Source organism: Micromonospora sp. WMMD710 (assembly GCF_029626045.1).
Classification (GTDB): domain Bacteria; phylum Actinomycetota; class Actinomycetes; order Mycobacteriales; family Micromonosporaceae; genus Micromonospora.
In genome coordinates, this window is the sequence record NZ_JARUBD010000001.1 from 1,741,562 (window position 1) to 1,767,131 (window position 25,570).

Here is a 25,570-nt window from a genome sequence, read left to right on the forward strand (position 1 = left end):
CGCCGACCGAGCCGGTGCCCCCGGTGACGCGGACCGCGCGTGTGGCGCCGCTGACGCCGTCCGAGCCGGTGGCGCGGACGGAGCCGGTGGCGTCGGTGACCGTGGTCGGGCTGGATGCCGCCGGTGCACCGCCGCACCCCGCCCTCGCGTCCGTGCTGGCCGCCGCCGGGCTGGTGGTGGGTGCCGCCCGGCACCTGGCCGCGGTGCCCGTGCCGGCCGGCGCGGACACCGTCACCCTCGGACCGCTCGCCCCCGCCGTGCGTCGCCTGGCCGAGGCCGTCGCCGCCGGGGTGCCGGCCGTGGTGCTGGCCAGCGGGGATCCCGGCCTGTTCGGCATCGTCCGGCGGCTACGCGCGGCCGGGCTGCCGCTGCGGGTGGTGCCGGCGGTGTCCAGTGTGGCCGCCGCGTTCGCCCGCGCCGGGCTGCCCTGGGACGGCGCCGCCGTGGTCACCGCGCACGGACGCGACCCCCGAGCCGCGCTGAACGCGTGCCGGGCACTGCCGCTGGTCGCGGTGCTCACCGCCCCCGGTGCCGGCGCGGCGGAGTTGGGCGCCGGCCTGGTCGGCTGGTCGCGTCGCCTGCTGGTCGCCGAACACCTGGGCACCGACGCGGAACGGATCCGCGCGGTGACCCCCGAGCAGGCCGCCGCCGAGAGCTGGGCCGACCCGCACGTCCTGCTCAGCCTCGCCGAGCACGCATCGACCGGCTGCGGCGTCGGTACCGCGGGTGCGGGTCAGTCCGCCCCCGCGACCGGTGGCATGCGGGTGGACAACCAGCCCGCCGCCGCGCCGGCCGGAGGATGGGCGCTGCCGGAGACCCGGTACGCCCACCGCGACTCGATGATCACCAAGTCCGAGGTGCGGGCTCTCGTCGTCGCCCGGCTGCGCCCCCGACTGGGCCGGTTGATCTGGGACGTCGGGGCGGGCAGCGGCTCGGTCGGCATCGAGTGCGCCCTGCTCGGCGCGGCCGTGCTCGCCGTCGAACAGGACCGGGGCGCCGGCGCGACCATCCAGGCCAACGCCGCCGCGCACGCGGTGAACGTCCGGCTCGTCGCCGCACGGGCACCGGAGGCGCTGGCCGGGCTGCCCGAGCCGGACGCGGTCTTCGTCGGCGGTGGCGGCGTCGACGTCCTCGCCGCCGTGGCGGCCCGCCGGCCCGAGCGGGTGGTCCTCACCCTGGCCGCACTGGACCGGGTCGCACCAGCCGTGGGCCTGCTGCGCGCCGCCGGCTACACGGTCGAGGGTGTCCAGCTCTCCGCCGCCCGCCTCGCCGACCTGCCCGGCGGGTCGATCCGCCTCGCGGCCACCAACCCGGTGGTCGTCCTCACCGGGGAGCGCCCGTGCACGACCTGACCGTGACCACCCGCGTCGGCCTGGTGGCGACCACCGCCGCCGGCCGCCGGCACGCCGACACCCTGGCCGCCGCCTGGCCGCACGCCCGGCTGGTCCAGGCGGAGACCGTCGCCGACGCGCTGCGGACCGCCTGGGCCGAATGCGACGCGGTGATCGCGTTCCTGGCCACCGGAGCGGTGGTACGGATCCTCGCGCCGCTGCTCGACGACAAGCGCACCGACCCGGCCGTGGTGGTCGTCGACGAGGCCGCCCGGCACGCCGTGGCCCTGCTCGGCGGGCACGCCGGCGGGGCCAACGCCCTCGCCGAGCAGGTCGCCGCGCTGCTGGACGCCCGGCCGGTGATCACCACCGCCACCGACGCGGTCGGCCTGCCGGGGCTGGACACCCTCGGCTGGCCCGTGCGGGGTGCGGTCGCCGCGGTGTCCCGGGCCATCCTGGACGGCGAGCCGGTCCAGCTGATCGCCGACGCCGACTGGCCGCTGCCCGCCCTGCCGCCAAACGTGCGCGCCGCCACCCGTTTCGAGTCCACCGCCGACGACACCACCGGCAGCGCCGCCGACGACACCATCGGCAGTGCCGCCGACGACACCACCGGCAGTGCCGCCGGGTACCGCCTGCTGGTCACCGACCGGGTGGTGCCGCTCGACGACCGGACCGCCGTGCTGCGACCCCCGTCGCTGGTCGCCGGGGTGGGCGCGAGTCGGGGCGTACCCGCCGCCGAGGTGGCGGAGCTGCTGCACCGGGTGCTGGCCGACGCCGGCCTCGACCCGGCGAGCCTGCGCTGCCTGGCCAGCGCCGACGTCAAGGCCGACGAGGCGGGCATCCGCAGCACCGCCGACGCGCTCGGCGTACCCCTGGTGACCTGGCCGGCGACGCGGCTGGCGGCCATCGACGTGCCGCACCCCAGCGAGGTGGTCCGCGCCGCGGTCGGCACGCCGAGCGTGGCGGAGGCCGCGGCGCTGCTCGGTCCGGACGGCCGGGCCGACGACGCCACGCTGCTGGTGGGGAAGACCGCGTCGGCGATGGCCACCGTGGCGGTGGCGCGGCACGCGCCGTGCGGCCGGCTGGCCGTCGTGGGGCTCGGGCCCGGCGCCGCCGACCTGCGCACCCCCCGCGCGGTCGCCGAGCTGCGCCGCGCGGCCGTGGTGGTGGGCCTGGACCAGTACCTCGACCAGGTGCGCGACCTGCTCCGTCCGGGCACCCGGGTGCTGTCCAGCGGGCTGGGCGCGGAGGAGGCACGGGCCCGCGCCGCCGTCGCCGAGGCCGCCGCCGGCCGGGCGGTCGCGCTGGTCGGGTCCGGCGACGCCGGGGTGTACGCGATGGCCAGCCCCGCCCTGGAGTACGCCGACGAGCGGATCGACGTGATCGGCGTGCCCGGGGTGACGGCCGCCCTCGCCGCCGGCGCGCTGCTCGGCGCGCCGCTGGGTCATGACCACGCCTACCTGAGCCTGTCGGACCTGCACACCCCGTGGGAGGTCATCGAGCGGCGGGTGGCGGCGGCTGCCGAGGGTGACTTCGTCACGGTGTTCTACAACCCGCGCAGCCGGGCACGCGACTGGCAGCTCGGCACGGCGCTCGGCATCCTCGCCGCGCACCGGCCAGCGGACACCCCGGTCGGCGTGGTGCGCAACGCGAGCCGCCCCGGCGAACGGGTGCACCTGGCCACGCTGTCCACCCTCGACCCGGCCGTGGTGGACATGTACAGCATCGTGCTGGTCGGCAACAGCGACACCCGGCTGGTCGGCGGACGGATGGTCACACCCCGGGGGTACCGGTGGCGTTCGTGACCATCGACGCCTGCCAGGGCTGCGGCGCCTGCCTGCTCACCTGCCCCACCCACGCGATCCGGCCGGTCGCCGGCGGCCTGACGGTACGCGCCGACCGCTGCACCGGCTGCCTGGAATGCCTGGAGATCTGCCCGGTCGACGCGATCCGCGTCACCGGCCCGGACATGTCGGAAGGAGCCCGATGAGACGGGTGGTGCACCCGATCGAGGCGGAGTCGTACCGCATCCTGCGCGAGCGGGTCGACCTGTCCGACCTGCCGCCGCTGAGCCGTGCGGTGACCGAACGGGTCGTGCACGCCAGCGCCGACCTCGCGTACGTCGACGACCTGGTCTGCGACGAGGCCGCCCTGGAGTCGGGGCTGGCCGCGCTGCGCGCGGGCGCGCCGGTGGTGACGGACGTGGCGATGGTCACCGCCGGCATCACCCGCGCCGGCCTGGAACTGGTCTGCCCGGTCGCCGAGCCGGCCGCCGCCGAGCTGGGCCGCTCGGCCGGCATCACCCGGTCGGCGGCGGCCGTGCGGATCGCGCTGGACCGGGTCGGGCCGGGCGCGGTCTGGGTGGTCGGCTGCGCGCCCACCGCGCTCGTCGAACTGCTGACCCTGGACGCCGCGCCGGCGCTGGTCGTCGGTCTGCCGGTCGGTTTCGTGGGTGCCGCCGAGTCGAAGGCGGCGCTGCGGGCCAGCGGCCTGCCCGCCGTGTCCAACGTGGGGGAGAAGGGCGGCTCGGCGGTCGCCGCCGCCGCCCTCAACGCCCTGCTCTACGTCGAGGAGAAGCCATGACCGGGTTGGTCATCGTCGGGCACGGTACGCGCAGCGCGGCCGGGGTCGACCAGTTCGCCGCGCTCGTCGAGCGGGTCCGCCGGCGCGGCGACGTCGCCGACGTCGAGGGCGGCTTCATCGAGCTGTCCCGGCCGCCGCTCACCGACGCGGTCGGCGCCCTCGTCGCCCGCGGGCACCGGGCAGTCGTGGCGCTGCCGCTGGTGCTCACCGCCGCCGGGCACGGCAAGGGCGACATCCCCGCCGCCATGGGCCGCGAACAGCAGCGCCACCCCGGGCTGACCTACCGTTACGGCCGCCCGCTCGGCCCCCACCCACTGCTGCACGACGCCCTGGAACAGCGCATCGACGCCGCACTGGCCAGTGCGGACCACACCGACACCGCGCAGCGGGCCGGCACGTGGGTCGCGTTGATCGGGCGGGGGTCCACCGACCCGGACGCCAACGCCGAGGTCGCCAAGGTGGCCCGACTGCTCTGGGAGGGGCGCGGCTACGCCGGCGTCGAACCGGGGTTCATCTCCCTGGCCCAGCCGTCGGTGCCGGCGGTGCTGGAGCGGCTGCGCCGCCTCGGCGCGCGGCGGATCGTGGTGGCGCCGTACTTCCTGTTCGCCGGGGTGCTGCCCGACCGCATCGTCGCGCAGTCGGCGCAGTTCGCCGCCGCGCACCCCGACCTGGACGTCCGCGTCGCCGAGGTGATCGGTGACTGCGACGCCCTCGCCGACCTCGTCCTCGAACGCTACGCCGAGGCGCTGGGCGGGGACATCCGGATGAACTGCGACACCTGCGCGTACCGGGTGCTGATGCCCGGCTTCGCCGACAAGGTGGGCCGTCCGCAACGCCCGCACGACCACCCCGACGACCCGGTCGGCCACCACCATCACCACGGACACGACCACGACCATCACCACGAGCACGAGCACGGCTCGGTCGCCGTGGTCGGCGGCGGGCCGGGTCCCGACGACCTGATCACGGTACGCGCGAAGGCGTTGCTCGACGCGGCGGATGTCGTGGTGGTCGACCGGCTCGCCCCGCAGGGTCTGCTCGCCGGGCTGCGCCCCGACGTGCTGGTGATCGACGCCGCGAAGGTGCCCCGTGGCCCGTCGATGTCGCAGGACGCCATCAACGCGGCCCTGGTGGCACACGCCCGCGCCGGGCGCCGGGTGGTGCGGCTCAAGGGCGGCGACCCGTACGTCTTCGGGCGCGGCCACGAGGAGGTGCTGGCCTGCCGGGCGGCCGGCGTGCCGGTGAGCGTGGTCCCCGGGGTGAGCAGCGCGATCGCCGCACCGGCCCTCGCCGGCGTTCCGGTCACCCACCGGGGCGTGGCGCACGACGTCACGATCGTGTCCGGGCACCTACCGCCCGGGCACCCTGACTCCCTGGTCGACTGGGCGGCGCTGGCCCGCGCCCGGGGCACCGTCGTGCTGCTGATGGCCGTCGACACCATCGCGAAGATCGCGGCCGAGCTGGTCGAGCACGGGCGCGCCCCGGACACCCCGGTGCTCGCCGTCCAGGACGCGGGCCAGCCGGACCAGCGGTCGGTGCCGGCCCGGCTGGACGAGATCGGCGCGGTCGCCGCCCGGGAGGGCATCGGCCCGCCCGCCGTCTTCGTCCTCGGCCCGGTGGCCGCCCTCACGAGCACCGGGCCGACGAACTGACTACTCGCTGCGGGCGGTCTCCGGCCCGGTGATGCGTTCCAGCAGCGGCAGGGTGGAGGCGATGACGCCGAGGCAGGTGACCAACCCGACGACGACGATCACGTAGAAGCGCGGCTCCGGTGCGATGAGCCGGTAGTCCATCTGTGCCCGCAGGAACAGGTGCGCGGCGAGCAGGCCCATCCCGATGGCGACCGCGGCGACGGCGAGCATCGGTATGGCGCTCTCCAGCGCGACCACCCGGCGCAGGACCCGTACCGGCGCGCCGCTGAGGCGCAGCAGGCTGAATGGGCGCCGGCGTTCGGTGAGGCCGCCGATGACGCTGACCGCGAGGCTGCACCCGCCGAGCGCGAGGCTGGCGATGATGACGACGTTGGCCAGTTGTTCCCAGCCGCGCAGCGTGTTGGCGAAGTCCGACTCGAAGTCACCGGGCACGTTCGGCCCCACCCAGAAGGTCGGGTAGGCGATCTCCAGCACGGTGCGGACGCGCTCGACGGCGGAGGCGGACCCGTCCGTGCCGACGACGATCGACACCACCGGCAGCCGCTGGAGATCGTCGAGGGTGAGCGGGGCGGCGGGCCAGACCGTCGCGGGCGACGCCGACTCCCGCCAGCGGCTGAGACCCATCGGCACCTCGATGACGGTGGCGCCCTCGGCGCACCGGCCGTACGCGCTCGGAAGGTCGGTGCACGCGATCACCCCGGCCTCGCCGCCGGTCATCATGCCCGGGTTCTCCCGGACGGCGGTCGCGGACCGCACACCGGTGATCGCGTGCAGCTGGGCGAACAGCGTGTCGGGCACCGACGGTGCCTTCTCATCGAAGACGGTGCTGACCGTGCCCGCGTCGGTCGAGCCGGTCGGCGCCGGGCCGCGGTTGTCGACGATCGTGGTGATCACGCCGACCGCCACGCTCGTGACGAAGAGCGCGAGCATGATGCCGCTGACCGCCCGGAAACCGGCCTTCGGGTTGTCGGCGAGGCGTCGCGCGGCGATGAGAGTGGCGGGGCGACTCGCGTGCCGGGCCATCACCCGGGCGCCGACCATCGTCAACCACGGGCCGGCGAAGACCAGGCCGGCCATGATGAGCAGCAGGGCGGGCAGGAACACCGCGGTCTGGCCGTCGGAGGTCGCGGGCCGGAAGCCGATGGTGAAGAACAGCACCGCGACACCGAGCAGGGCCGGGATCAACCGGTACGCGCGCGGGGCGCCGGGAGTGACCCGGCGGGTGACGCCCAGCGGCGAGATCCGCACCCGGCGCAGCGAAACCTGGGCCGCCACCGCCGCCCCGGCCGGAACGCCGAGCGCCACGAGCAGGCCGTCCAGCACGCCGAGCGACATGTCGCTGGGGAAGAACGGCATGCCGGTGAACGGGATGCCGGCTAGTGGGTCGCGGAAGGCGTAGAACAGTCCGAAGCCGACGGCGGTGCCGGCGACGGCGGCGGCGGCCGCCTCCACGGCGGCGACCAGGGAGATCTGCCTCGGTGTCGCGCCGACCAGGCGCATCGCGGCGAAGCGCTGCTCACGGCGGGCGGCGCTGAGCCGGGTGGCGGTGCCGATGAAGATCAGCACCGGGAACAGCAGCCCACCGGCGATCACGCCCAGGATGAGGTTCACCGCGGCCTCAGGAAGCGTGGGCTTGTCACCGAGGTCGCCGACCTGCCTGGCGTTGGGCAGCTCGCCGACGCTCTCCGGCGTGCCGCCCACGATGGCGAGCAGGGTGTCCGGTGAGGTCAGCCCGGCGGGGCCGACGGTCCCGAGTTCGCGCCCCGGGTAGCGGTCGCCCAGCTGGTCGGCCGGGTGGGCGGCCAGCAGGTCGCGCAGCGCGGGCGAGGCGTAGAACTCGCCGGGGCCGGGGATGGTCGGGACGCCGACCGGGGTGGGCGAGCTCGGCCCGGTCGCGGCGACGTCGATGCGGAGGATCGGTCTGCCCTGGAAGAAGTCGTCCCGGGTCGACCACCACAGCGGGTCGGCGTCGCCGCCCGTCGAGGCGTTGGGGTGGATCGACGCGAACCGGGTGAGCTGGGCGTCGACGGCGTTGACTCCGGCCAGGGTGGTCAGCAGCAGCCCGCTGCCCACCGCGACGGCGGCGGCGATGACGAGCAGGCGGGTGAGCGCCTCGCGGCCGCCGGCCACGGCGAGGCGGAGCCCGAAGCGGATCACGAGGCGATCCGGTCCGGCGCGTTGACGCGCCCGTCGCGGACCATGACCTCACGGTCGGCGTACGCCGCGATCCGGGGTTCGTGGGTGACCAGGATGACCGTGGTGCCCTGCTCGCGGGCGGCGCTGACCAACAGGTCCATCACCTGCTCGCCGGTGAGCGAGTCGAGTGCGCCGGTCGGCTCGTCGGCGAAGAGCACCTGCGGCTCGGCGACCAGCCCGCGGGCCAGGGCGACGCGCTGCGCCTGCCCGCCGGACAGCTCACCCGAGCGCCGCTGCTCCAGACCGTCCAGGCCGAGGCGCGCGAACCAGGCACTCGCCTTCGGCAGCGCCTGCTTGCGGTGTATGCCGTTGAGCAGCAGCGGCAGGGCGACGTTCTCCACCGCGGTGAGCTCGGGGACCAGCTGGCCGAACTGGAACACGAAACCGAAGCGGTCCCGGCGCAGGCTGCTGCGCTGGGTCTCGGTCATGGCGTCGACCCGGACCCCGTCGAAGAGGATCTCGCCGGAGTCGGGCACCAGGATGCCGGCCAGGCAGTGCAGCAGGGTGGATTTGCCCGAGCCGCTGGGGCCCATGACGGCGAGGATCTCGCCCGCGTCCACGGCGACGCTGGCGCCGCGCAGCGCGGCGGTCTGGCCGAAGGCGAACGTCACGTCGCGTGCCTCGATCACGACGCTCATGGCCGCACCTCCTTGCGCAGGGCGTCCAGTCGGGCGCCGGTCATCTCGATCCACCGGAGGTCCGCCTCCAGGTGGTACAGCCCGTGGTCGGCGAGCAGCGCGTCGACCAGGCTGCCGGCGCGCTTGATCTCGGTCAGCTCACGCATCCGCCGCAGGTGCGCGCTGCGCTGGGTGTCGAGGTACTCGGCGGCCGGCCGGTCCAGCATCAGCGCGAGCACGACCTTCGCGAAGAGCACTGTCTGCAGGTGCGGCTCGGGATCGACCGGCTGGGTCAGCCACTGCTCGACCTCGGTCGCGCCGACGTCGGTGATGATGTAGCGCTTGCGGTCGGGGCCGGACCCGGGGGCGACGTCGCTGATCACCACCTTGCCGTCGCGGGCCAGCCGGCTGAGGGTGGAGTAGACCTGGCCGAACGGCAGCGGCTTGCCCCGGCCGAAGAAGGCGTCGTAGTCGCGCTTCAGGTCGTACCCGTGGCTGGGCTCGCGTTCGAGGAGGCCGAGAAGGGTCAGTGGGACGCTCATGAGGGGAGACTACACCGAGAGTATACCTCGCGTATATACCCTCGGTGTGGTCAGCCGGTCAGAGCGCGGCCCAGGGCGTATCCGACGGAGGCGGCGGCGAGCCCGGCGGCGACGCTGCCGAGCACGTTGGCCAGGGCGAGCAGACGGTGACCGCCCCGGGTCAACCGCAGCGTCTCGTAGCTGAACGTGGAGTAGGTGGTCAGCGCGCCGCAGAACCCGGTGCCGACCAGCGCGGTCACCGCCGGGCCGGCCGGCGACCCGACGAGGGCGCCGAGCAGCAACGATCCGATCACGTTGACGGTCAGCGTGCCCCAGGGAAACGCGGAGTCGTGCCGGGACTGCACGGCCCGGTCGGTCAGGTAGCGCAGTGGCGCGCCGACGGCCGCGCCCAGGGCGATGAGCAACACGGTCATCGGGCGGCCCTGCGCCGCAGCAGTCCTGCCGTGACGGCGTCGCCCAGCCCGACCGCGACGAGCGCACCGAGCACCGTCGCGGCGAGATACGCCAGCGCGGTGCCCGGTGCGCCCTCGACGAGGGCCTGCTGGACGTCCACCGCGTAGGTGGAGAACGTGGTGAACCCGCCGAGCACACCGACCCCGAGGAACGGGCGGGCCAGGGGGTGCCCGCCGCCGAGGTGCCCGAGCACCGCCATCAGCACGCCGATCAGCAGGCAGCCGGACACGTTGACGCCGAACGTCGCCCAGCCGAAGCCGGTCGGCGGGTGCGGGGCGGCGTGCTGCAGGCCGGCTCGGGCCAGCGCACCGAGCACCCCGCCGGCCGCGATCGTGGCGAGAATCGTCGCGGGGTGCGCGGTCAGCTCACTCCGGTCGGCGGGGACGCGGAGATCGACGTCGGGATCGGTGCGCTGGTCCGGCGGCTCTGACACGGGTCCTTAGCGTACTGCCGCGACGGCCGCGTCCGGGCCGCCCCGCCACACCGTGCCGACCTCGCCGAACCCGGCGGCGGTGAGCGCGGCCAGGTGCCAGGAGGCCGGCGGGTTGAAATCCGGGCTGTGCCCGCTCGGGTAGATGGCCTGCCGCTGGGCGACCAGCGGTGCGAGCTCCGGATCGGCGGCGGCCCGCGCCCACCAGTCCGACCAGGACAGCACCGAGCCGGCCGCGTACCGGGCGTTGCGCCGGTCGCGCGCCCGGTCCGTCAGTCGTTTGGTCAGCTCCGGCAGGGTGTCGTCGGGCATGTGGTCGGCGTTGACGAGGATTCCGCCCGGTCGCAGCACGTCGCGCAGCTCGGCGTAGAGCTGGCCGAGCCGGTCGGCGGGCAGCCAGTGCAGGGCGGTGGCGGTGAGCACGGCGTCGTACTCGCGGTGGGGGAGCGCGGAGCGCCAGTCGGGGGTGCCGAGGTCGGCGGTGACGATCGTGGCCCGGTCGGCGAGGGAGGCGCCGGCGATGGCGAGCAGCGCCGGGTCGAGGTCGACCAGGGTCACCTCGGCGCCGGGGAAGCGGGCCAGCGCCCGCAGGGTGATGGTGCCGGTGCCGCCGGCCAGGTCGAGCAGGCGCGGCGGCCGGCCGTCGAGGACCGCGTCGACCGCGTCGAGCATGGCGGTGAGGCGGTGGTCCCGGTCCGGCATGAACGCCTCCTGCTGGCGGTCCCAGCTCTCCTGCCACGCCGACGGATCCGTGATGTAAGGACTCATGACGATCAGGCTAGTTACCTGAGTGGGCCAGGTCCAGACCTTGTTGCACATGTTTTGCAATTAAGGGATGCTCGCGGGGGGATGATCAGAGCGACGCCGGGTCGGATGTTCCGCCCGACCCGGCGCCCCACACGTCGATGGCTCAGACCGGCGCCGGCGTCCGGTCCGCCTCGGCCGTCGCCGGCGTACGGCGGGCCAGCCGCAGCGCGCCCAGCAGGACGCCCAGGCCGACCAGGGTGAGCGCGGCACCCGCCCAGATGGGCGCGGTGTAGCCGAGCCCGGCGGCGATGGTCACCCCGCCGACCCAGGCGCCCAGCGCGTTGCCGAGGTTGAACGCCGCGATGTTCGCCCCCGAGGCGAGGGTCGGCGCCTCCTGGGCGTACCGCATGATCCGCATCTGCAGCGGCGGCACGGTGGCGAACCCGAAGCCGCCCATCAGCACCAGCGAGACGACGGTCAGCGCCGGGCTCGTCGCGGTCAGGGCGAACCCGACGAGCACCACGGTGAGCGCGGCCAGCACGGTGACCAGCGTGCGCGACAACGACACGTCCGCCGCCCGGCCGCCGAGCAGGTTGCCGGCGAAGAGCCCCACTCCGAAGAGGACGAGCAGCCACGGCACGGTGCCGGCGGCGAAGCCACTGACCTCGGTGAGCGTGTAGGCGATGTAGGTGAACGCGCCGAACATGCCCCCGAAGCCCAACACCGTGATCACCAGTGAGAGCCAGACCTGCGAGTGGGTGAAGGCGCGCAGCTCGCCGCGCAGCCCGCCGGCCGGACCCGCCCCGTCGACGGCACCGCGACCGGGTACGAGCAGCGCCAGCCCGATCAGGGCGACCACGCCGATGCCGGTGATCGCCCAGAACGTGGACCGCCAGCCGAGGTGCTGGCCGAGGAAGGTGCCGAACGGCACGCCCAGCACGTTGGCGATGGTCAGCCCGGCGAACATCATGGCGATCGCGCCCGCCCGCCGGGCCGGCGCGACGAGGCCGGCGGCCACCACGGCGCCGATGCCGAAGAACGCGCCGTGGCAGAGCGCGGCGACGATCCGGCCGGCCATCATCACGGCGTAGTCGCCGGCGACCGCGCAGAGCAGGTTGCCGATGATGAACAGCACCAGCAGGCCGAGCAGCACCGGCTTGCGCGGCAGTCGGGTGACCGCGGCGGTGAGGGCCACCCCGCCGACGGCCACGCTGAGCGCGTAGCCGGAGATCAGCCAGCCGGCCACCGGCTCGGTGACCGCGAAGTCGTCGGCCACCTCGGGTAGGAGGCCCATGATCACGAACTCGGTGAGCCCGATGCCGAAGGCGCCGAGGGCCAGCGCGATCAAACCGGGCGGCAGGGACGGGTGGCGTACGGACATGGTCTTCCCATCGGGGAGGGGTCAGATAGGCGGCGTATGCAACTAAGCGCGCCAGCAACGAAATACTTGCACACGCTTTATGTCGGCGCAAGCGTGGTAGCCTGGGGTCGTCCAGATCACCACCCGGGAGGCCGGCATGGGCATCGCCGACGATGCGGTCGAGATCCGCGCGCAGGGCTGGCGCACCCTCGCCGCGCTGCACGGGCTGATCGAGACGTCCCTGGAACGGGCGTTGCAGTCCGGTCACGAGCTGTCCGTCGTCGAATACACGGTGCTCGACGCGCTCTCCCGACAGGACGGCTGGCACATGCGGATGAGCCAGCTCGCCCGCGCGGCCGCGCTCTCCAGCAGCGCCACCACCCGCCTCGTCACCCGCCTCGAACAGCGCGGCCTGCTCACCCGGATCCTCTGCGCCGGCGACCGGCGCGGCATCTACACCGAGCTGACCCCGGCCGGCTCCGACCTGCTCGCCCGTGCCCGACCCACCCATGACCGGGTGCTCACCGGCGCGCTGGCCGAGGCGGAGGCCACCCCCGAGTTGGCCCCGCTGGTCGACGCCCTGCACCGCCTGCCAGCGGCCCGCTGACCGACCCGGGCGTACGGTGACCGGCAGTCCCGGCCGGGGACCGTCGCGAAGGAGGCAGGCGATGCAGGACCGCACCCCTCGTCCCGAGGAGCTGGAGCCGATCGAGCGCGCCGGCGTCGACGAGCTTCGCGACCTGCAACGTGAGCGGCTGCGCTGGTCGTTGCGGCACGCGTACGACAACGTGCCGCACTACCGCCGCGCGTTCGACGCCGCCGGGGTGCACCCCGACGACTGCCGCGGCCTCGACGACCTGGCCCGCTTCCCGTTCACCGGCAAGGCGGAGCTGCGGGACAACTACCCGTTCGGCATGTTCGCCGTACCCCGCGAGCGGGTCGCCCGGCTGCACGCCTCCTCCGGCACCACCGGCCGACCCACCGTGGTCGGCTACACCCGCGACGACCTGCGTACCTGGGCGCGCCTGATGGCCCGGTCGATCCGTGCCTCCGGCGGCCGTCCCGGCGACCGGGTGCACGTCGCGTACGGCTACGGGCTCTTCACCGGCGGACTGGGCGCGCACTACGGCGCCGAGGAACTGGGCTGCACGGTCATCCCGGTCTCCGGGGGCATGACCGAACGTCAGGTGATGCTGATCCGCGACTTCGAACCCGAGGTCATCATGGTCACGCCCAGCTACATGCTCGCCATCGTGGACGAGATGCAGCGCCAGGGTCTCGACCCGCGCGCCACGTCACTGCGGGTGGGCATCTTCGGGGCGGAGCCGTGGACCGAGGACATGCGCCGGGAGATGCAGCAGCGGCTGGACATCCACGCGGTCGACATCTACGGGCTCTCCGAGGTGATGGGTCCGGGCGTGGCCACCGAGTGCGTCGAGACCAAGGACGGGCTGCACCTCTGGGAGGACCACTTCTACCCGGAGATCATCGACCCGCTCACCGGGGCGGTGCTGCCCGACGGGGAGCGGGGCGAACTGGTGCTCACCTCACTGACCAAGGAGGCGATGCCGGTCGTGCGGTACCGCACCCGCGACCTGACCCGGCTGCTGCCCGGCACCGCGCGCCCGATGCGCCGGATCGAGAAGATCACCGGCCGGACGGACGACATGATGATCGTGCGTGGGGTGAACGTCTTCCCCACCCAGATCGAGGAGCTGATCCTGCGGACCCCGCAGTTGTCGCCGCACTTCCAGTGCGTCCTCGACCGGCACGGTCGGCTGGACACCCTGACCGTGCGGGTGGAGCGGCGTGCCGGCGTCGCCGTCGACGCCGCCGAGCGGGCCGGCGCCACCCTGGTCGAGCTGGTCAAGAACACCGTCGGAGTGAGCGTCGCGGTGGACGTGCTCGCTCCGGACTCGGTGGAGCGGTCGATGGGCAAGATGCGCCGCATCGTCGATCAGCGTCGAGCCGGCTGACCCGCGACGACATAGGACCCGGTCCATGCGTGTGCTGGTGGTGTCCGCCCCGCTCGTCGGGTACGTCTTCCCGCTGGTGCCGCTCGCCGTCGCGCTGCGCGACGCGGGCCACGACGTCCTGATGGCCACCGGTGGTGGTGGCCTGGCCGCCGCCGACGCCGGCCTCGCCGTGCACGACGTCGCGCCGGGCTTCGACTTCGGCCGGATCGCGCTGCGGGTCTTCCCCCGCCATCCACTGATCGCGCGCGCCGAGCGGGCCGGCACCGCCGGCACCCGGGCGCCGGCCTGCTCTTCGGCGCGCTCAACGATGAGCTCACCGACCCGGTCGTCGCGCTCGCCGCCGAGTGGCGGCCCGATCTGGTGCTGCACGAGCCGTTCGCGGTCGCCGCCGCCCGGCTGGGCGTGCCGGCCGTACGCCAGGAGAACGCCCTCTTCGACGGCCGGGACCTGGTCCGCGCCACCGTCGCACGCCTCGGCGCCGCGCTGCGTCGACACGGCCTCACCGAGCTGGCCGCGCCGGCCGCCGCCATCGCCGTCGCCCCACCCAGCGTGGCCACCCAGGACGGCTGGCCGATGCGGTACACGTCCTACGTGGGCGGCGGGAAGCTGCCCGCCTGGCTACGGGAGCCGGGGGAGCGTCCCCGGCTCCTGGTCACCCGCAGCACCCTCACCGGCCCCGGCGACCGGGGGCCGATGCCCGCCGTGGTCGCGGCCGCGGCCGGCGTGGACGCCGAGATCGTGCTGGTCCGGCCCGACCGGCGTTCGGTTCGTGACCTGCCCGGCAACGTCCGGGTGGTGGACTGGATCCCGCTCGACGAGGCGCTGCCGTCGAGCGCCGCGCTGGTGCACCACGGCGGCGCGGGCAGCGCTCTCGGCGCCCTCGCCGCCGGCCTGCCGCAGCTGGCGACGGTGGGGCCGGGGGACCGGCGGCACAACGCCGAGCTGGTGGCCCGCCGGGGCGCGGGCCTCGCGCTGCGCCCGGCCGACATCACCCCGCACACGCTGACCCGGCTGCTCACCGACGACAGCCTGCGGGCCGCCGCCGTGCGGGTCGGCGAGGAGATCGCCGCGATGCCCCCGCCGAGCGCCCTGATACCCCGGCTGGCCGCACTGGTCTGACCCCCGCCCCGCGTGGCCGGGCCATCCTGCCGCCCCCCTGCGGCAGGATGGCCCGATGCGACACGTCGTGCTGTTCCACTCCGTGTACGGGTTGCGGCCCGCCGTCCGCGCCGCCGCCGACCGGTTGCGCGCCGCCGGGCACCAGGTCACCGCCCCCGATCTGTACGGCGTCCCGGCCACCGACGTCGTCGAGGAGGGCTTCGCGCTGCTCGACAAGATCGGCCACGAGGTGGTGCTCGACCGGGCCCGCGCGGCGCTGCACGACCTGCCCCCGCAGACCGTGCTCGCCGGCTTCTCGATGGGCGCCGGTGTGGCCGGGGCGCTGCTGGCCGAGCGCCCCGACGCCGCCGGCCTGCTCCTGCTGCACGGCACCGGCGGCGCACCGGACGCGGTCCGCCCGGGGCTGCCGGTGCACCTGCATCTCGCCGACCCTGATCCGTACGACGCGCCGGACGAGGTCGACGAGTGGCGGCAGGCGATGACCGACGCCGGGGCCGACCTGACCGTCTACCGCTACCCCGGCGTCGGGCACCTGTTCACCGACCCGGACCTGGCCGAGTACGCCCCGGACGCCGCCGCCGCGGCCTGGGCCCGGGTGCTGGCCTTCCTCGCCGCCGACTGAGCGTCGAGGTCCGCCGGCCGCCGTGGCCCCGGGCTCACCGGGCGCCAGCGCCGACGCGTGGCGGCGTGGCGGTGCCGTAGACCCGCTTGGCGTGCGCGGCGTACGACCGGGGCGCGATGACCGGCATGAGCAGCCGTGCCGGCAGTGGGGCGTGCGCGAGCACCGCCTTGATCACAGCCGGGTCGCCCTCGTACATGGCCATGCCGAAGCTCAGCGGCAGGACCTTCTTCGGGAGGTCGCGCATCGTGTGCTCACCGAGCTGCGCCCACTCCGCCGCGGTGACGTACTTCTCCGCCAGCGGCAGGATCTCGGCCTCCTCCATGGCCATGTGCTCGGTCGCCGCGGCGCCCAGACGCTCCAGGGCGTCAGCCAGGATGTTCCCGTCGCGGGCCGTCCGGCGCCAGGCGGGGAGCAGGGCGACGACCGCCGTGTAGGCCTGCTCGATGGCGTGGTGCTGCGCCTGCATGGTGGGGACGACGGCAGCCGCCTCCGCGCCTCCGCGCTCGGCGAGCAGCGGCCACAGGTACACGTCCTCGCCCTCGTGGTGCAGGTGCAGCTGCTGGCACATGAGCGCGGCGTGGGCACCGACGACCTCCGCGCGCTTCACATCATCCGGCCGCACGTCGCGGACGAGCTGCGGAAGCAGGCCGAACTCGCGACGGAACACGATGTGCACCATGTACATGTCGCGCACGTCGGCCATGGCTTGCTGGTGGTTCTGAGTCACGGTGACCCTTTCCGAGGGCATCAACGGGCACAGTCCTCTTGATCATCCGCAGTGCCACTTGGAACCGACTTGGAACCGGCTGACGCGACGATCAGGCGGTCAGCGCGGCGGTGGCCTCGGCCAGCCAGTGCGGTGCCCCCCACCGCCGGGCCACCGTGGCCGCCAGCGTGAAGTGCCGCCTCGCCTCCTCGGTGCGCCCCAGTAGGCGGAACAGCTCCCCGAGCGTCAACGCGACCGGACGCAGCGCGAACGATGTCGTGCAGTAGCCGGCCAGTTGGTCACGAACCGGCAGCAGCAGGTCGATCAAGGGCTCGGCCAGGTCCCGCAGGCCCAGTGCGACGACGGCCATCGCCCGCGCGGTGAGCAGCAACGACTGGAAGTAGTCGGGACGGTACGTGTGCCGCCCCACGATCGCGCGCGCCTCGTCCACCTGCCCGCTCTCGACCAGCGCCAACGCCAGCAGGTCGTCGACGATCGGACCGAGGATCCGGCGCGCCGCCCGGGTCGGCTCCACGTGCTCGGCCAGACGGCCCTGGCTGATCAGCAGCGTGGCCGTGGCGAGGAACTGGAACGCCTCGGCGTGCAGCGAGCCCTGCCGCCGCATCTGCCGGGCGACCTCGGCGTAGCGCTGCTCGGCCGCCACGAGGTCGCCGGCGACATGGGCCTGGGCGGCGAGTGAGCTGAGGTGGATCACCTGCGCCTCGCTGAGCTGGTACGCCTGCGCCAACGCCCCCTGCCGCGTGAGGCTGGCCCGTAACCCGTCCGGCTCGTTGAGCGCTGCCGCGGACTGCCCGATCACCTCTTCGGCGAACCAGCGGTAGGTGACCAGATCGTGGTCGTCGGCCAGATTCCGCAGTTCGAGTGCCAGCTCGCGGCGCTGCGTGGCCTCCAGGTCGTAGCGCATGGTGCGGACGCGGGCCAACAGCCCGACGGCCCGCAGCTCGGGGTCGTCCAGCCCCCGCGAGATGGCCAGCGCCTCCCGACCGGCCGCCGTGCCCCGCGGGTCGGACTCGCCCACCAGCTCGGCGGACAGCGCCTCCAGCAGCCGGCAGCGGTCGACCGGGCCCAGGGCGTCGGCGCGCAGCAATCGGGTGAGCAGCTCGACGACCTGATGGTCCAGGATGCCGTACACGTGCGGCGGCCAGAGGGTGGGCACCGTCCAGGCGGTGAACGCCGCGACCAGCAGCTCGTCCCGGCCGGACGCGAGGGCGACCTCGATCGCCCGGCCGCGGGTCCGCCGGGCGGCGACCATCGCGCCGGCGCGAGCCTGAGCGCGCAGCAGCCGACCCAGCAGGTCGACGCGCAGCGCCTCGCGATCCCCGGGAACCGTCGCGGCGGCGTCGACGGCGTTGCCGAGCAGCTCGATCGCGGCGTCGTACGCGTAGCGCCGCTCGGCCAGCTCCGCCGCGCGCACCGCGTAGTCGACGGCGAGCGGCGCGGTCTCGGCGGACGCGGCGCGGGCGTAGTGGTACGCCAACGCCGGGTAGTCGTCGGGGTTCACCCGGCGGGTGGCGGCGGCGATCCGGGCGTGCAGCTGGGTCCGGCGCAGCTGGGACAGGTCGGTGTAGATGGTGTCCCGGACGAGCCCGTGCACGAACCGCACCCGCCCCGGCGCCGGTTCGGTGAGCAGCCCGGCGGCCAGCCCGGTCTCCACGGCGTCGAGGACCGCGCCCTCGTCCGTCTCGGCGGCGTCGACCAGGGTGGCGACGTCCGCCTCCCGCCCGGCGGCGGCGGCGAGGCGCAGCACCGACACCGCCGACGGTGGCAGTCGGGACAGTCGTCGGCGCAGCACGTCGCGGACCCCCTCCGGCACGTCGGAGGTGGCGACGAGGGTGCCCTCGGCGGCGAGCAGCCGGGCCGACTCCCGCACGTAGAAGGGATTCCCGCCGGTCCGCTCGGACAGGGCGGTGATGGTGTCCGGGTCGACGGTGCTCCGCGCCAACGCCCCGACGAGGCGCCCCACCTCGGCCGGCGTCAGGCCGTCCAGTTCGATCCGGCGGGGTGATCGGCGGGCCAGCACGGCCATGGTGTCGACGAGCCGGTCGCGGTTGTCGGCGGGTCGCAGCGCCGCCACGAACAGCACGGCGCCGTCCGTCAGGTCGGTGACGCTGCTCAGCAGGAGCAGCGTCTCGGCGTCGGCGGCGTGCAGGTCGTCGAGGACGACGGCGACCGGCCGGTCGGCCGCGGCGGCGCGCAGCCAGGCGGCGACGGCGCGGTGCAGCCGGAACCGTCCGGCGGTGACATCGCCGGCCGACTGCCCGTCGGCGTCCCCGAGCAGGGGGGCGAGCGCCGGGGCGAGCGTCCCGGGCGGTGCCTCCTCGGCGAGCTGCCGCAGCGCCTCGACCCACGCCCAGGCCGGCGGCGCGCCGTCCACCTCGGGGCAACGGCCAACGGCGACCAGCCAGCCGCGGGTGGTGAGCTCCGACCGGAATCGGGCGAGCAGACTGGTCTTGCCGGCCCCCGCCTCCCCGTAGAGCAGCACGGTGCGCGGCCCGTCCGCCCGCGCCTCGGCGGCTGCCTGCCCGAGAGCCGTGAGTTCGGCCTCCCGGCCGATGAAGACGTCCTCCGACGCCGGCTGCTCGACGTCGGCGCGTACCCCGGTGGCGGTCACCGGCGGGAGCAGGTCGAGACGCTGGCCCAGGATCGCGGACTCCAGCTCGACCAGCGCCGGGCCGGGATCCAGGCCGAGCCGCTCGACCAGGATCGCCCGTGCCCGTCGCAGGGCGGCGAGCGCGTCCCCCTGGCGACCGGTACGCCACAGGGCCAGCGCCAGCAGCCGCCAACTCTCCTCCCGCAGTGGCGCCTGCCTGGTCAGCACCTCCGCCTCCGGCACCGCCTCCGCCGCGTCGCCGGAGTCCAGCGTCGCCTGCAGCAGCAGTTCCCGTGCGACGAGGCGCAGCTCCTCCAGCCGCGTCACCTCCGGCTGTGCCCACGGCTCCCCGGCGAACTCGGCGTACGCCGCACCACGCCACAGATCCAGGCCGGTGCCGAGCAGCCGCCGGGCGCGAGCCGGGTCGATGGCGCCGACCGCGCGCGCCTCGCCGAGCAGCGACTCGAACCGGCCGGCGTCCACGGTGTCGGTGGGCACCCGCAGCGCGTAGCCGGGCGGCGCGGTGACCAGCACCCGGGCGGGCGTCCGGGGTTCCCGGTCCGGCTCGAGCAGGCGGCGCAGGTGTGAGACGTACGCCTGGAGGGACGCGATCGCCCGAGGTGGCGCGTCGCCCCGCCACAGGTCGTCGATCATCCGGTCGACGGAGACGACGTGGCCCCGGGCCGCCAGCAGCAGCGCGAGCACGGCGCGTTGGCGGGGGCCGCCGAGGTCGACCGGTCCGCCTGTGTCGACCTCGACCTCAAGCGGCCCGAGCACCCGTAGCAGCATGACTGCACCAATCCTAGTCGTCCCGGTACGGGCCGTTTGCCGGCCCTGCCGGACACGTGTCGTCCGATACCGGGTCGCCATCGTCAAGATCCTGGGGTGAAGGGTGCGGTAGTGACGACAGCCTTCGATGACCATGAGCGTTCGGGCTGGGCCGGGCGTACGTCCGCGTACGACGGCAGCTTCGCGATGCTCTGCGCTCTGGGGTGAGGTCCTCGCCGCCGTCGGCGTGGACCGTCCGACCGCCCTGCCGAGGATGGTCGGGGACCGGGTCATGCTGCGCGCACAGGTTCCGGATTCCCTCGATCACTTAGTGCTGGGTAGTCGTTGAGGGGTCGAATTGACTTCTGGGCGTCAAGTGATCACCGGACGTCCGACGCACCGACGGAGGCCGACGGTCTCCGGTGGACCCTCAGGCGGAGGCGGCCAGGCCATCCGGGCGGATCAATGGCGGAGGCCAGTGACCGCCCGCACTGCTCGACCTCACGGACGACGCTGCCCCCGGGGTCGGCGGCACGTCGCCCGCCGACGCGACGGCCCGGAGCCGACGGAAGCCGGGCGGAGCGTTGTTGTCGACGGTCTGCACGGCGGGCCGGGTGGCCATCGTCGGCGTGGACACGCGCCGACGCAGCGGCGCCGGGCCGGTGGAACCGTCCGGCCGCGCCGGGCCCAGTGCCGCGAAGACCGCGTCGAGACGGCCGGCCCGGGCGCGAGCGGCGTCGAGGCGCACGACCGCACCGCCCCTCGCCGCCGAGCCACCCACGCCGACGCCAGCAGCACGATCGGCGCCAACGGCGCCAGCGCGGACGGCGGCCCCGCGGACGGCGGCCCCGCGGACGGCGGGCAGGGCGGCGGGCAGGGCGGCGGGCTGGGCGGCGGGCTGGCGGACGGCGTCGGGGTGGGGGGCGTCGGCCGCCCGGCGGGCGAAGACGGCTCTTAGCGCACGGGGTAGCCGCTCGGTGGCGACCTGGCGCAGCGCGGGCGCGGCGAACGCGTACCCGCCGGCGCGGCGGGGGAGCAGCAGCCCGGCGGTGACCAGGCCGTGCAGTGCCGGTGTGGACCGGCCGGACCGCCAGCCGAGTACCCGGTCGACCGTCGCGCCGCAGATCACGCCGCCGAGGACGCCGGCGGCCATCAGGACCGCCCGCCGCTCGCCGTCGAGGTGGTCCAGTTCCGCGCCCACGGCACGGCGTACCGCCTCGGGCAGCGCCACCGGGTCCGCGCCCGCCGCGACCGACGCCACGTACGCGGCCGCGTGCCCGGGTCGTCCGCCCACCAGTGGCAGTAGTCGGTCGACCAGGGCCACCGGCTGACCGGCCCGGGTCAGCAGGTGGCGCAGCAGCCGCCCGGACTGCACGGTGGCCAGGGGTCGGATCGCCACCCGTCGGGCAGGGCCGGGTCGGGTGTCGGCCCACTGCGGCTGGTGCACGGTGAGCACGGCCAGCGGCAACCCGCGCGTCGTGGCCGCGGTGAACAGGGCGTGCAGGAACCGGCTCACCTCGGGCGCGGCCCGGTCCACGTCGTCCACGGCGACGATCAGCGGCCGGACGGCGGCCAGGCGCAGCAGGGCGTCCCGGCAGATCGCCGCACCGGCCAGCGCCTCGGTCGAGCCGTCCGGGGTGGCCAGCAGCCGCTGCAACGCCGGAACCGCCTCCACGACCCCGGCCGGCGGGAGCAGTGGCGTCAGGGCGGTGACCAACCGGTCGCGGACCAGCGCCGGGCCGTCGCCGTGCCGGATTCCGGCGAGGCCGCGCAGCAGTTCCGCCACCGGCGCCAACACCTGGTCGGGGTACGGCGGGCAGCTCACCACGCACCAGTGCACCGCGCGACCGTCCACCGTGTGCAGTGCCCGGGTCAGTTCGTGCAGCAGCCGGCTGCGGCCGCTGCCGCTCGGCCCGACCAGCGACACCCAGCGCGGCCGGTGCTCGCGGATCGCCCGGCTCACCTGGTCGGTGAGGGTGGCCAGTTCGCGGCGACGGCCGATCAGCGGGCCGTCGTGCCGGTCGGTGCCGGCGCGTACCGGGCCGACGGCGTGCCAGACCGGCATCGGGGGCACCCGGCCGGCGACCGGCACCGGAGCGAGGGGGCGCTGGGCGATCAGCCCGGCGGTGGCCCGGGCGGTGGTCGCGCACAGCGCCACGGCGCCGGGTGGGGCGTACTCCTGCAGGCGGGCGGCGGTGGTGATCACCGCGCCGCTGGCCACGCCGTGGCCGCCGCTGACGGCGCCACCCAGGTCGACGACGACCTCACCGGTGGCGACACCGACGCGGACGCGAAGTCGGACGTCGCCGACCATTGGCCGGCGGTCCAGTGCGGCCTGGATCTCCAGTCCGGCGCGCACCGCCCGGTACGCGTCGAAGCCGTCGGAGTGCCGGGCGCCGAAGAGCGCCATGACCGCGTCGCCGACGTACTTCTCGACCACCCCGTGCCAGCGGTGCAGCACCGCGGCGACGGTGTCGAAGTAGGCCCGTTGCAGCGCCCGCACGTCCTCCGGGTCCAGTCGGTCCACCAGCGCGGTGGAGCCGACGATGTCGGCGAAGAGGACGGTGACGGTGCGTCTCTCCTCCGGCACCGGCCAGTGCGTGCCCGAAGTCGGCTGCGCGTCGACGATGGTGGTGGTCATGGGTAAGCGCACCGGCCTTTCCCCCCGCTGACGGCTGACGACCTGGAGATTGGCATTCCTGGGCCGACGGGGGATCGGCAGAACGACGTATGTCGGCCACTCGCAACCTTTAGTCGCAATGTCGACGCGAGGAGTACCACAAGCGGCAGATGGCCGTAGAACGGTGCGGGGACCTGTGATTAGGCTGCGTCCCATGGCCAGCGATGTGGACACCGCACCGCTCGTGGGTCGGGCCGAGCTGGTGCGGACGATTCAGTCCGCGCTGCTCGGTGACGCCGCGCACGGGCAGACCGCCGCCGTCTTCCTGACCGGCGAGAGCGGTGTGGGCAAGACCCGGCTGCTCGGCGAGATCGGCGACCGGCTGCGTGACCAGGGCGCGCTGGTGCTCACCGGCAGTTGCCTGGACATCGGCGACGCCTCACCGCTGCACCCGCTGCTGCAGGCGTTGCGCCGCTTCGACGCCGACCTGTCCGCGTCGCGGGCCCGCACGTCCTCGGCGGTGCGGGGGCTGTTGCAGATGTTCGCCGACGAGACCGCCGGCCCGGACGGCGCGGGCGCGCTGCTGGAGCGGGTCGCCCGGGGGCTGCACCTGATCGCCGAGGGTCGGCCGCTGGTGCTGATCCTCGACGACCTGCAGTGGGTCGACCGCAGCACCCGGCAGTTGCTGCTCTATCTGCTGGCCGGCCTGGGTGACCTTCAGCTGTCGGTGCTGGCGGCGGTCCGCGCCGAGTCGCTGCAGGGCGCGCATCCGCTGCGCCGGGTCCTCACCGAGCTGCGTCGGTTGCGGACGGTGCGGGTGCTCGACCTGGCACCACTGGACCGCGCCGGCACCGAGGAGCTCGCCGCGGCGGTGGTCGGCCGGACGCTTCCCGCCGAGGCCGCCGAGCAGGTGTGGCAGCGCAGCGGCGGCAACCCGTTCGTCATCGAGGAGTTGGCCCGCGACCTGCGCGACGGCCGCGACGGGCTGTCCGAGACTCTGCGCGAGATCTTCCTCGACCGGGTCGACGCGCTTCCCCAGCACGCCCACGCGGTGGTGCACGCGGTGGCCGCCGGCGTCGAACCGGTGCAGCACTGGCTGCTGGCCGAGGTGCTCCGGCTGCCCGAGGACGAGCTGATCGAGGCGGCCCGCGCCGCGGTGGCGCACCGGCTGCTGGTGGGCGCCGACGACGGGTACCGGCTGCGGCACCGCCTCGTCGCCGAGGTGCTGGCGCACGAGTTGCTGCCGGCCGAGCGTTCCGGGCTGCACCGCCGCTACGCCGAGGCGTTGACCGCCGCGCCGGGCGAGCTGCACCAGGCCCGGCTGGCGCACCACTGGCGGCTGGCCGGCGAGCCGGCGCGGGCGTTGCCGGCGGCGGTGGCCGCCGCGCAGGAGGCCGAACGGCTGCACGGTTACGCCGAGGCGCACCGGCACTGGTCGGCGGCGTTGCAGCTGGCCGGAGACTCCGGCTCGCTGGCGGTGGACCGGGTCGAGCTGCTCGGCAACGCGGCCGAGGCGGCGCACCACTGTGGGGAGCACGCCCGGGCGCTGGCCCTGCTGGAGGAGCTGGTCGCCGTGCGCGGCGGCGAGCCGAGCTGCGAGCTGCACATCCGCCGGGCCCGCTACCTGGCCGCCGCCGGGCGGTCGGCGCTGGCCGAGGAGGAGTACCAGCGGGCGCTGGAGGCGGCGGACTGCTCCCCGCGCGACCGGGCCACCGCCGCCGCGCGGTTGGCCGAGCTGCTGCTGCACCTGGGCCGCTACGCCGACGCCGGCCGGCGGGCCCGCGAGGCGTTGGCGTTGGCCGTCGACGTCGAGGGCTCCGCCACCGAGGTCGTCCTGGCCAGCTCGGCGCTGGGCTTCAGCGACGCCTACCTGGAGGACCCGGACGCCGGCCTCGCCGTGATGCGCGACGCCCTCGACACCGCCGAACGCGCCGGCCAGCCCGAGGATGTGGCGTGCGCGTACCTCCACCTGGCGGAGCTGTTGACCGGTCCGCTGAACATCCTCGAGGAGGGTGTGGTCGTGGCCCGCCGCGGCGCCGAGCGGGTGGCCGAGCTGGGTCTGGGCCGCACCTGGGAGACCCGACTGCTGGCCATCGCGATCAACGGGCTGTTCCGGGTGGGGCAGTGGGCTGAGGCGGAGAAGGTGGTCGCCGCCGCGCTGCGGCACCGACCGTCCGGTGCGGACGCCGTCGAGCTGCTGCTGGCCCGGTGCCGGCTCTCGGTGGGCTACGGCGACATCGACGCCGCCAGCCGGGACCTCGACGCGGTGGCGACGCTGCTCGCCGGCGGCGGGGCGCGACACGTCATCCCGCTGCTCACCCTGCGCTCCGGGCTGGCCATGTGGGAGGGCCGGCACGACGTGGCGCGGCAGGCGGTGCAGCGCGGCCTGACCGAGAGTCGCTCCGACGACGTGACGATCCTGTCCGCGCTGGTCTGGCACGGCCTGCGCGCCGAGGCCGAGGCGCACGCCAGCCGGAGCGTGGCGGTGGACCCGACGGCGGTACGCCGGCTGCGGGACGTGGCCGAGCGGGTGGCCCGCAAGAGCGCGTCCGCGGCCGGGCCGGTGCGGTCGGTGGTGGACGGGTTCCTGGCGCTGTGCGCCGCCGAGGTGAGCCGCCTCGACGGCAGCGATCCGGAGCTGTGGGCGGCCTCGGTCGCCGAGTGGGACCGGCGCAACCACCCCTATCCGGCGGCGTACTCGCGGCTGCGGCAGGCCGAGGCGCTGCTGGCCCGGCGTAGCCGGGTGGCCACGGCGGGCAAGCTGCTGCGGGCGGCGTACCAGGTGGCGCAGGGGTTGGGCGCGGTGCCGTTGACCTCCGAGATCCGCGAGCTGGCCGGGCGGGCCCGGGTGTCGCTGGAGGAGCGCGAGCACACCGACACCGGCCGGGGCGCCGCGGCCGGCGAGGCCACCGACGACGAGTTGGCAACGCTCACCGTGCGCGAACGTGAGGTGCTCGCCCTGGTCGCCGAGGGGCTGACCAACAGGGAGATCGGGCAGCGGCTGTTCATCAGCGAGCGGACCATCGGCGTGCACGTGTCGCACATCTTCGACAAGGTGCAGGTCCGTACCCGTGTGCAGGCCAGCGCGATCCACCTGCGCAACCGGCGCGGCTGACCGACCGGTCCGTCAGCGGGCGCGTGTGCGCGCCGGGATACGTCGTTCTACTGATTCGGCGATCGGGTGTCGGCTGAGAGGCTGAGCCCCGTCGACGGCGGCACGGGGGTGTCGCGGAC

Annotated in this window: 20 protein-coding genes; 10 read left to right on the forward strand and 10 right to left on the reverse strand. The window is 75.0% G+C overall.

Annotated elements, in window-relative coordinates; translation table 11 throughout:
• Positions 1-41 precede the first annotated feature (41 nt).
• The 5 genes from cbiE to cobA are packed head-to-tail and all read left to right on the forward strand — an operon-like array spanning position 42 to position 5,569.
• Positions 42-1,352 (forward strand): precorrin-6y C5,15-methyltransferase (decarboxylating) subunit CbiE, encoded by a 1,311-nt coding sequence (gene cbiE / locus O7620_RS07885; protein ID WP_347403790.1) that lies wholly within the window; start codon positions 42-44, stop codon positions 1,350-1,352.
• The gene (gene cobJ, locus O7620_RS07890) at positions 1,340-3,139 is read left to right on the forward strand and encodes a precorrin-3B C(17)-methyltransferase (protein ID WP_278122508.1); all 1,800 of its coding nucleotides are present in this window, start codon (positions 1,340-1,342) and stop codon (positions 3,137-3,139) included. The genes cbiE and cobJ overlap by 13 nt, the downstream gene beginning before the upstream one ends.
• Positions 3,127-3,324 carry a 4Fe-4S binding protein gene (locus O7620_RS07895; protein WP_151489251.1) on the forward strand — a complete coding sequence of 66 codons (198 nt, stop codon included), beginning with the start codon at positions 3,127-3,129 and terminating at the stop codon, positions 3,322-3,324. The genes cobJ and O7620_RS07895 overlap by 13 nt, the downstream gene beginning before the upstream one ends.
• Positions 3,321-3,917, forward strand: a complete 597-nt coding sequence (locus tag O7620_RS07900) for a precorrin-8X methylmutase (protein ID WP_278122509.1) — start codon at positions 3,321-3,323, stop codon at positions 3,915-3,917. Before O7620_RS07895 ends, O7620_RS07900 begins: the two co-directional genes overlap by 4 nt.
• On the forward strand, positions 3,914-5,569 hold the full coding sequence (cobA, locus tag O7620_RS07905; RefSeq protein ID WP_278122510.1) for a uroporphyrinogen-III C-methyltransferase: 1,656 nt from the start codon (positions 3,914-3,916) through the stop codon (positions 5,567-5,569). The genes O7620_RS07900 and cobA overlap by 4 nt, the downstream gene beginning before the upstream one ends.
• Here cobA and O7620_RS07910 read toward each other — a convergent pair whose 3' ends face one another.
• The 7 genes from O7620_RS07910 to O7620_RS07940 form a co-directional block, all read right to left on the reverse strand.
• Positions 5,570-7,726: an FtsX-like permease family protein gene (locus O7620_RS07910; protein WP_278122511.1), complete on the reverse strand. Its 2,157-nt coding sequence runs from the start codon at positions 7,724-7,726 to the stop codon at positions 5,570-5,572.
• Complete coding sequence (locus O7620_RS07915) at positions 7,723-8,403, reverse strand: ABC transporter ATP-binding protein (RefSeq protein WP_278122512.1); 681 nt, start codon at positions 8,401-8,403, stop codon at positions 7,723-7,725. Before O7620_RS07915 ends, O7620_RS07910 begins: the two co-directional genes overlap by 4 nt.
• Positions 8,400-8,924 carry a PadR family transcriptional regulator gene (locus O7620_RS07920; RefSeq protein ID WP_151489246.1) on the reverse strand — a complete coding sequence of 175 codons (525 nt, stop codon included), beginning with the start codon at positions 8,922-8,924 and terminating at the stop codon, positions 8,400-8,402. The genes O7620_RS07915 and O7620_RS07920 overlap by 4 nt, the downstream gene beginning before the upstream one ends.
• Before the next feature lie 50 nt (positions 8,925-8,974).
• Positions 8,975-9,337, reverse strand: coding sequence for a fluoride efflux transporter CrcB (gene crcB / locus O7620_RS07925; protein ID WP_278122513.1), 363 nt, complete (start codon positions 9,335-9,337; stop codon positions 8,975-8,977).
• Positions 9,334-9,810 carry a CrcB family protein gene (locus tag O7620_RS07930; RefSeq protein WP_278122514.1) on the reverse strand — a complete coding sequence of 159 codons (477 nt, stop codon included), beginning with the start codon at positions 9,808-9,810 and terminating at the stop codon, positions 9,334-9,336. The genes crcB and O7620_RS07930 overlap by 4 nt, the downstream gene beginning before the upstream one ends.
• A gap of 6 nt (positions 9,811-9,816) precedes the next feature.
• Positions 9,817-10,575, reverse strand: a complete 759-nt coding sequence (locus O7620_RS07935) for a class I SAM-dependent methyltransferase (protein WP_278122515.1) — start codon at positions 10,573-10,575, stop codon at positions 9,817-9,819.
• Between the two features lie 142 nt (positions 10,576-10,717).
• The gene (locus O7620_RS07940) at positions 10,718-11,935 is read right to left on the reverse strand and encodes an MFS transporter (protein WP_278122516.1); all 1,218 of its coding nucleotides are present in this window, start codon (positions 11,933-11,935) and stop codon (positions 10,718-10,720) included.
• A gap of 136 nt (positions 11,936-12,071) precedes the next feature.
• Here O7620_RS07940 and O7620_RS07945 point away from each other — a divergent pair, with 136 nt between their 5' ends.
• The 4 genes from O7620_RS07945 to O7620_RS07960 all read left to right on the forward strand — a co-directional run bounded on the left by O7620_RS07945 (position 12,072) and on the right by O7620_RS07960 (position 15,631).
• Positions 12,072-12,521, forward strand: a complete 450-nt coding sequence (locus O7620_RS07945) for a MarR family transcriptional regulator (protein ID WP_278122517.1) — start codon at positions 12,072-12,074, stop codon at positions 12,519-12,521.
• 61 nt (positions 12,522-12,582) lie between these two features.
• Positions 12,583-13,890 (forward strand): phenylacetate--CoA ligase PaaK, encoded by a 1,308-nt coding sequence (gene paaK / locus O7620_RS07950; RefSeq protein ID WP_278122518.1) that lies wholly within the window; start codon positions 12,583-12,585, stop codon positions 13,888-13,890.
• A gap of 285 nt (positions 13,891-14,175) precedes the next feature.
• On the forward strand, positions 14,176-15,009 hold the full coding sequence (locus O7620_RS07955) for a nucleotide disphospho-sugar-binding domain-containing protein (protein ID WP_347403791.1): 834 nt from the start codon (positions 14,176-14,178) through the stop codon (positions 15,007-15,009).
• A 55-nt stretch (positions 15,010-15,064) separates the two neighbouring features.
• On the forward strand, positions 15,065-15,631 hold the full coding sequence (locus O7620_RS07960) for a dienelactone hydrolase family protein (RefSeq protein ID WP_278122520.1): 567 nt from the start codon (positions 15,065-15,067) through the stop codon (positions 15,629-15,631).
• A gap of 34 nt (positions 15,632-15,665) precedes the next feature.
• Here O7620_RS07960 and O7620_RS07965 read toward each other — a convergent pair whose 3' ends face one another.
• From O7620_RS07965 to O7620_RS07975, 3 genes are all read right to left on the reverse strand, one after another.
• A complete protein-coding gene (locus O7620_RS07965) occupies positions 15,666-16,358 on the reverse strand; it encodes a hemerythrin domain-containing protein (RefSeq protein WP_151489240.1) in 693 nt (230 codons plus the stop codon).
• 91 nt (positions 16,359-16,449) lie between these two features.
• Positions 16,450-19,737: a BTAD domain-containing putative transcriptional regulator gene (locus tag O7620_RS07970; protein ID WP_225854292.1), complete on the reverse strand. Its 3,288-nt coding sequence runs from the start codon at positions 19,735-19,737 to the stop codon at positions 16,450-16,452.
• Between the two features lie 409 nt (positions 19,738-20,146).
• Complete coding sequence (locus O7620_RS07975; RefSeq protein WP_278122521.1) at positions 20,147-22,357, reverse strand: adenylate/guanylate cyclase domain-containing protein; 2,211 nt, start codon at positions 22,355-22,357, stop codon at positions 20,147-20,149.
• Positions 22,358-22,550: 193 nt separating this feature from the next.
• On the opposite strand from O7620_RS07975, the gene O7620_RS07980 reads away from it, so the two are divergent.
• A complete protein-coding gene (locus tag O7620_RS07980) occupies positions 22,551-25,451 on the forward strand; it encodes a LuxR family transcriptional regulator (RefSeq protein ID WP_278122522.1) in 2,901 nt (966 codons plus the stop codon).
• Positions 25,452-25,570 lie beyond the last annotated feature (119 nt).

Coding starts and splice junctions, on each gene's coding strand:
- O7620_RS07900 (WP_278122509.1), top strand. CDS start 3,321: ATGAGACGGGTGGTGCACCCGATCGAGGCGGAGTCGTACCGCATCCTG.
- cobA (WP_278122510.1), top strand. CDS start 3,914: ATGACCGGGTTGGTCATCGTCGGGCACGGTACGCGCAGCGCGGCCGGG.
- O7620_RS07915 (WP_278122512.1), bottom strand. CDS start 8,403: ATGAGCGTCGTGATCGAGGCACGCGACGTGACGTTCGCCTTCGGCCAG.
- O7620_RS07920 (WP_151489246.1), bottom strand. CDS start 8,924: ATGAGCGTCCCACTGACCCTTCTCGGCCTCCTCGAACGCGAGCCCAGC.
- crcB (WP_278122513.1), bottom strand. CDS start 9,337: ATGACCGTGTTGCTCATCGCCCTGGGCGCGGCCGTCGGCGCGCCACTG.
- O7620_RS07935 (WP_278122515.1), bottom strand. CDS start 10,575: ATGAGTCCTTACATCACGGATCCGTCGGCGTGGCAGGAGAGCTGGGAC.
- O7620_RS07940 (WP_278122516.1), bottom strand. CDS start 11,935: ATGTCCGTACGCCACCCGTCCCTGCCGCCCGGTTTGATCGCGCTGGCC.
- O7620_RS07945 (WP_278122517.1), top strand. CDS start 12,072: ATGGGCATCGCCGACGATGCGGTCGAGATCCGCGCGCAGGGCTGGCGC.
- paaK (WP_278122518.1), top strand. CDS start 12,583: ATGCAGGACCGCACCCCTCGTCCCGAGGAGCTGGAGCCGATCGAGCGC.
- O7620_RS07960 (WP_278122520.1), top strand. CDS start 15,065: ATGCGACACGTCGTGCTGTTCCACTCCGTGTACGGGTTGCGGCCCGCC.
- O7620_RS07970 (WP_225854292.1), bottom strand. CDS start 19,737: ATGCTGCTACGGGTGCTCGGGCCGCTTGAGGTCGAGGTCGACACAGGC.
- O7620_RS07975 (WP_278122521.1), bottom strand. CDS start 22,357: ATGACCACCACCATCGTCGACGCGCAGCCGACTTCGGGCACGCACTGG.
- O7620_RS07980 (WP_278122522.1), top strand. CDS start 22,551: ATGGCCAGCGATGTGGACACCGCACCGCTCGTGGGTCGGGCCGAGCTG.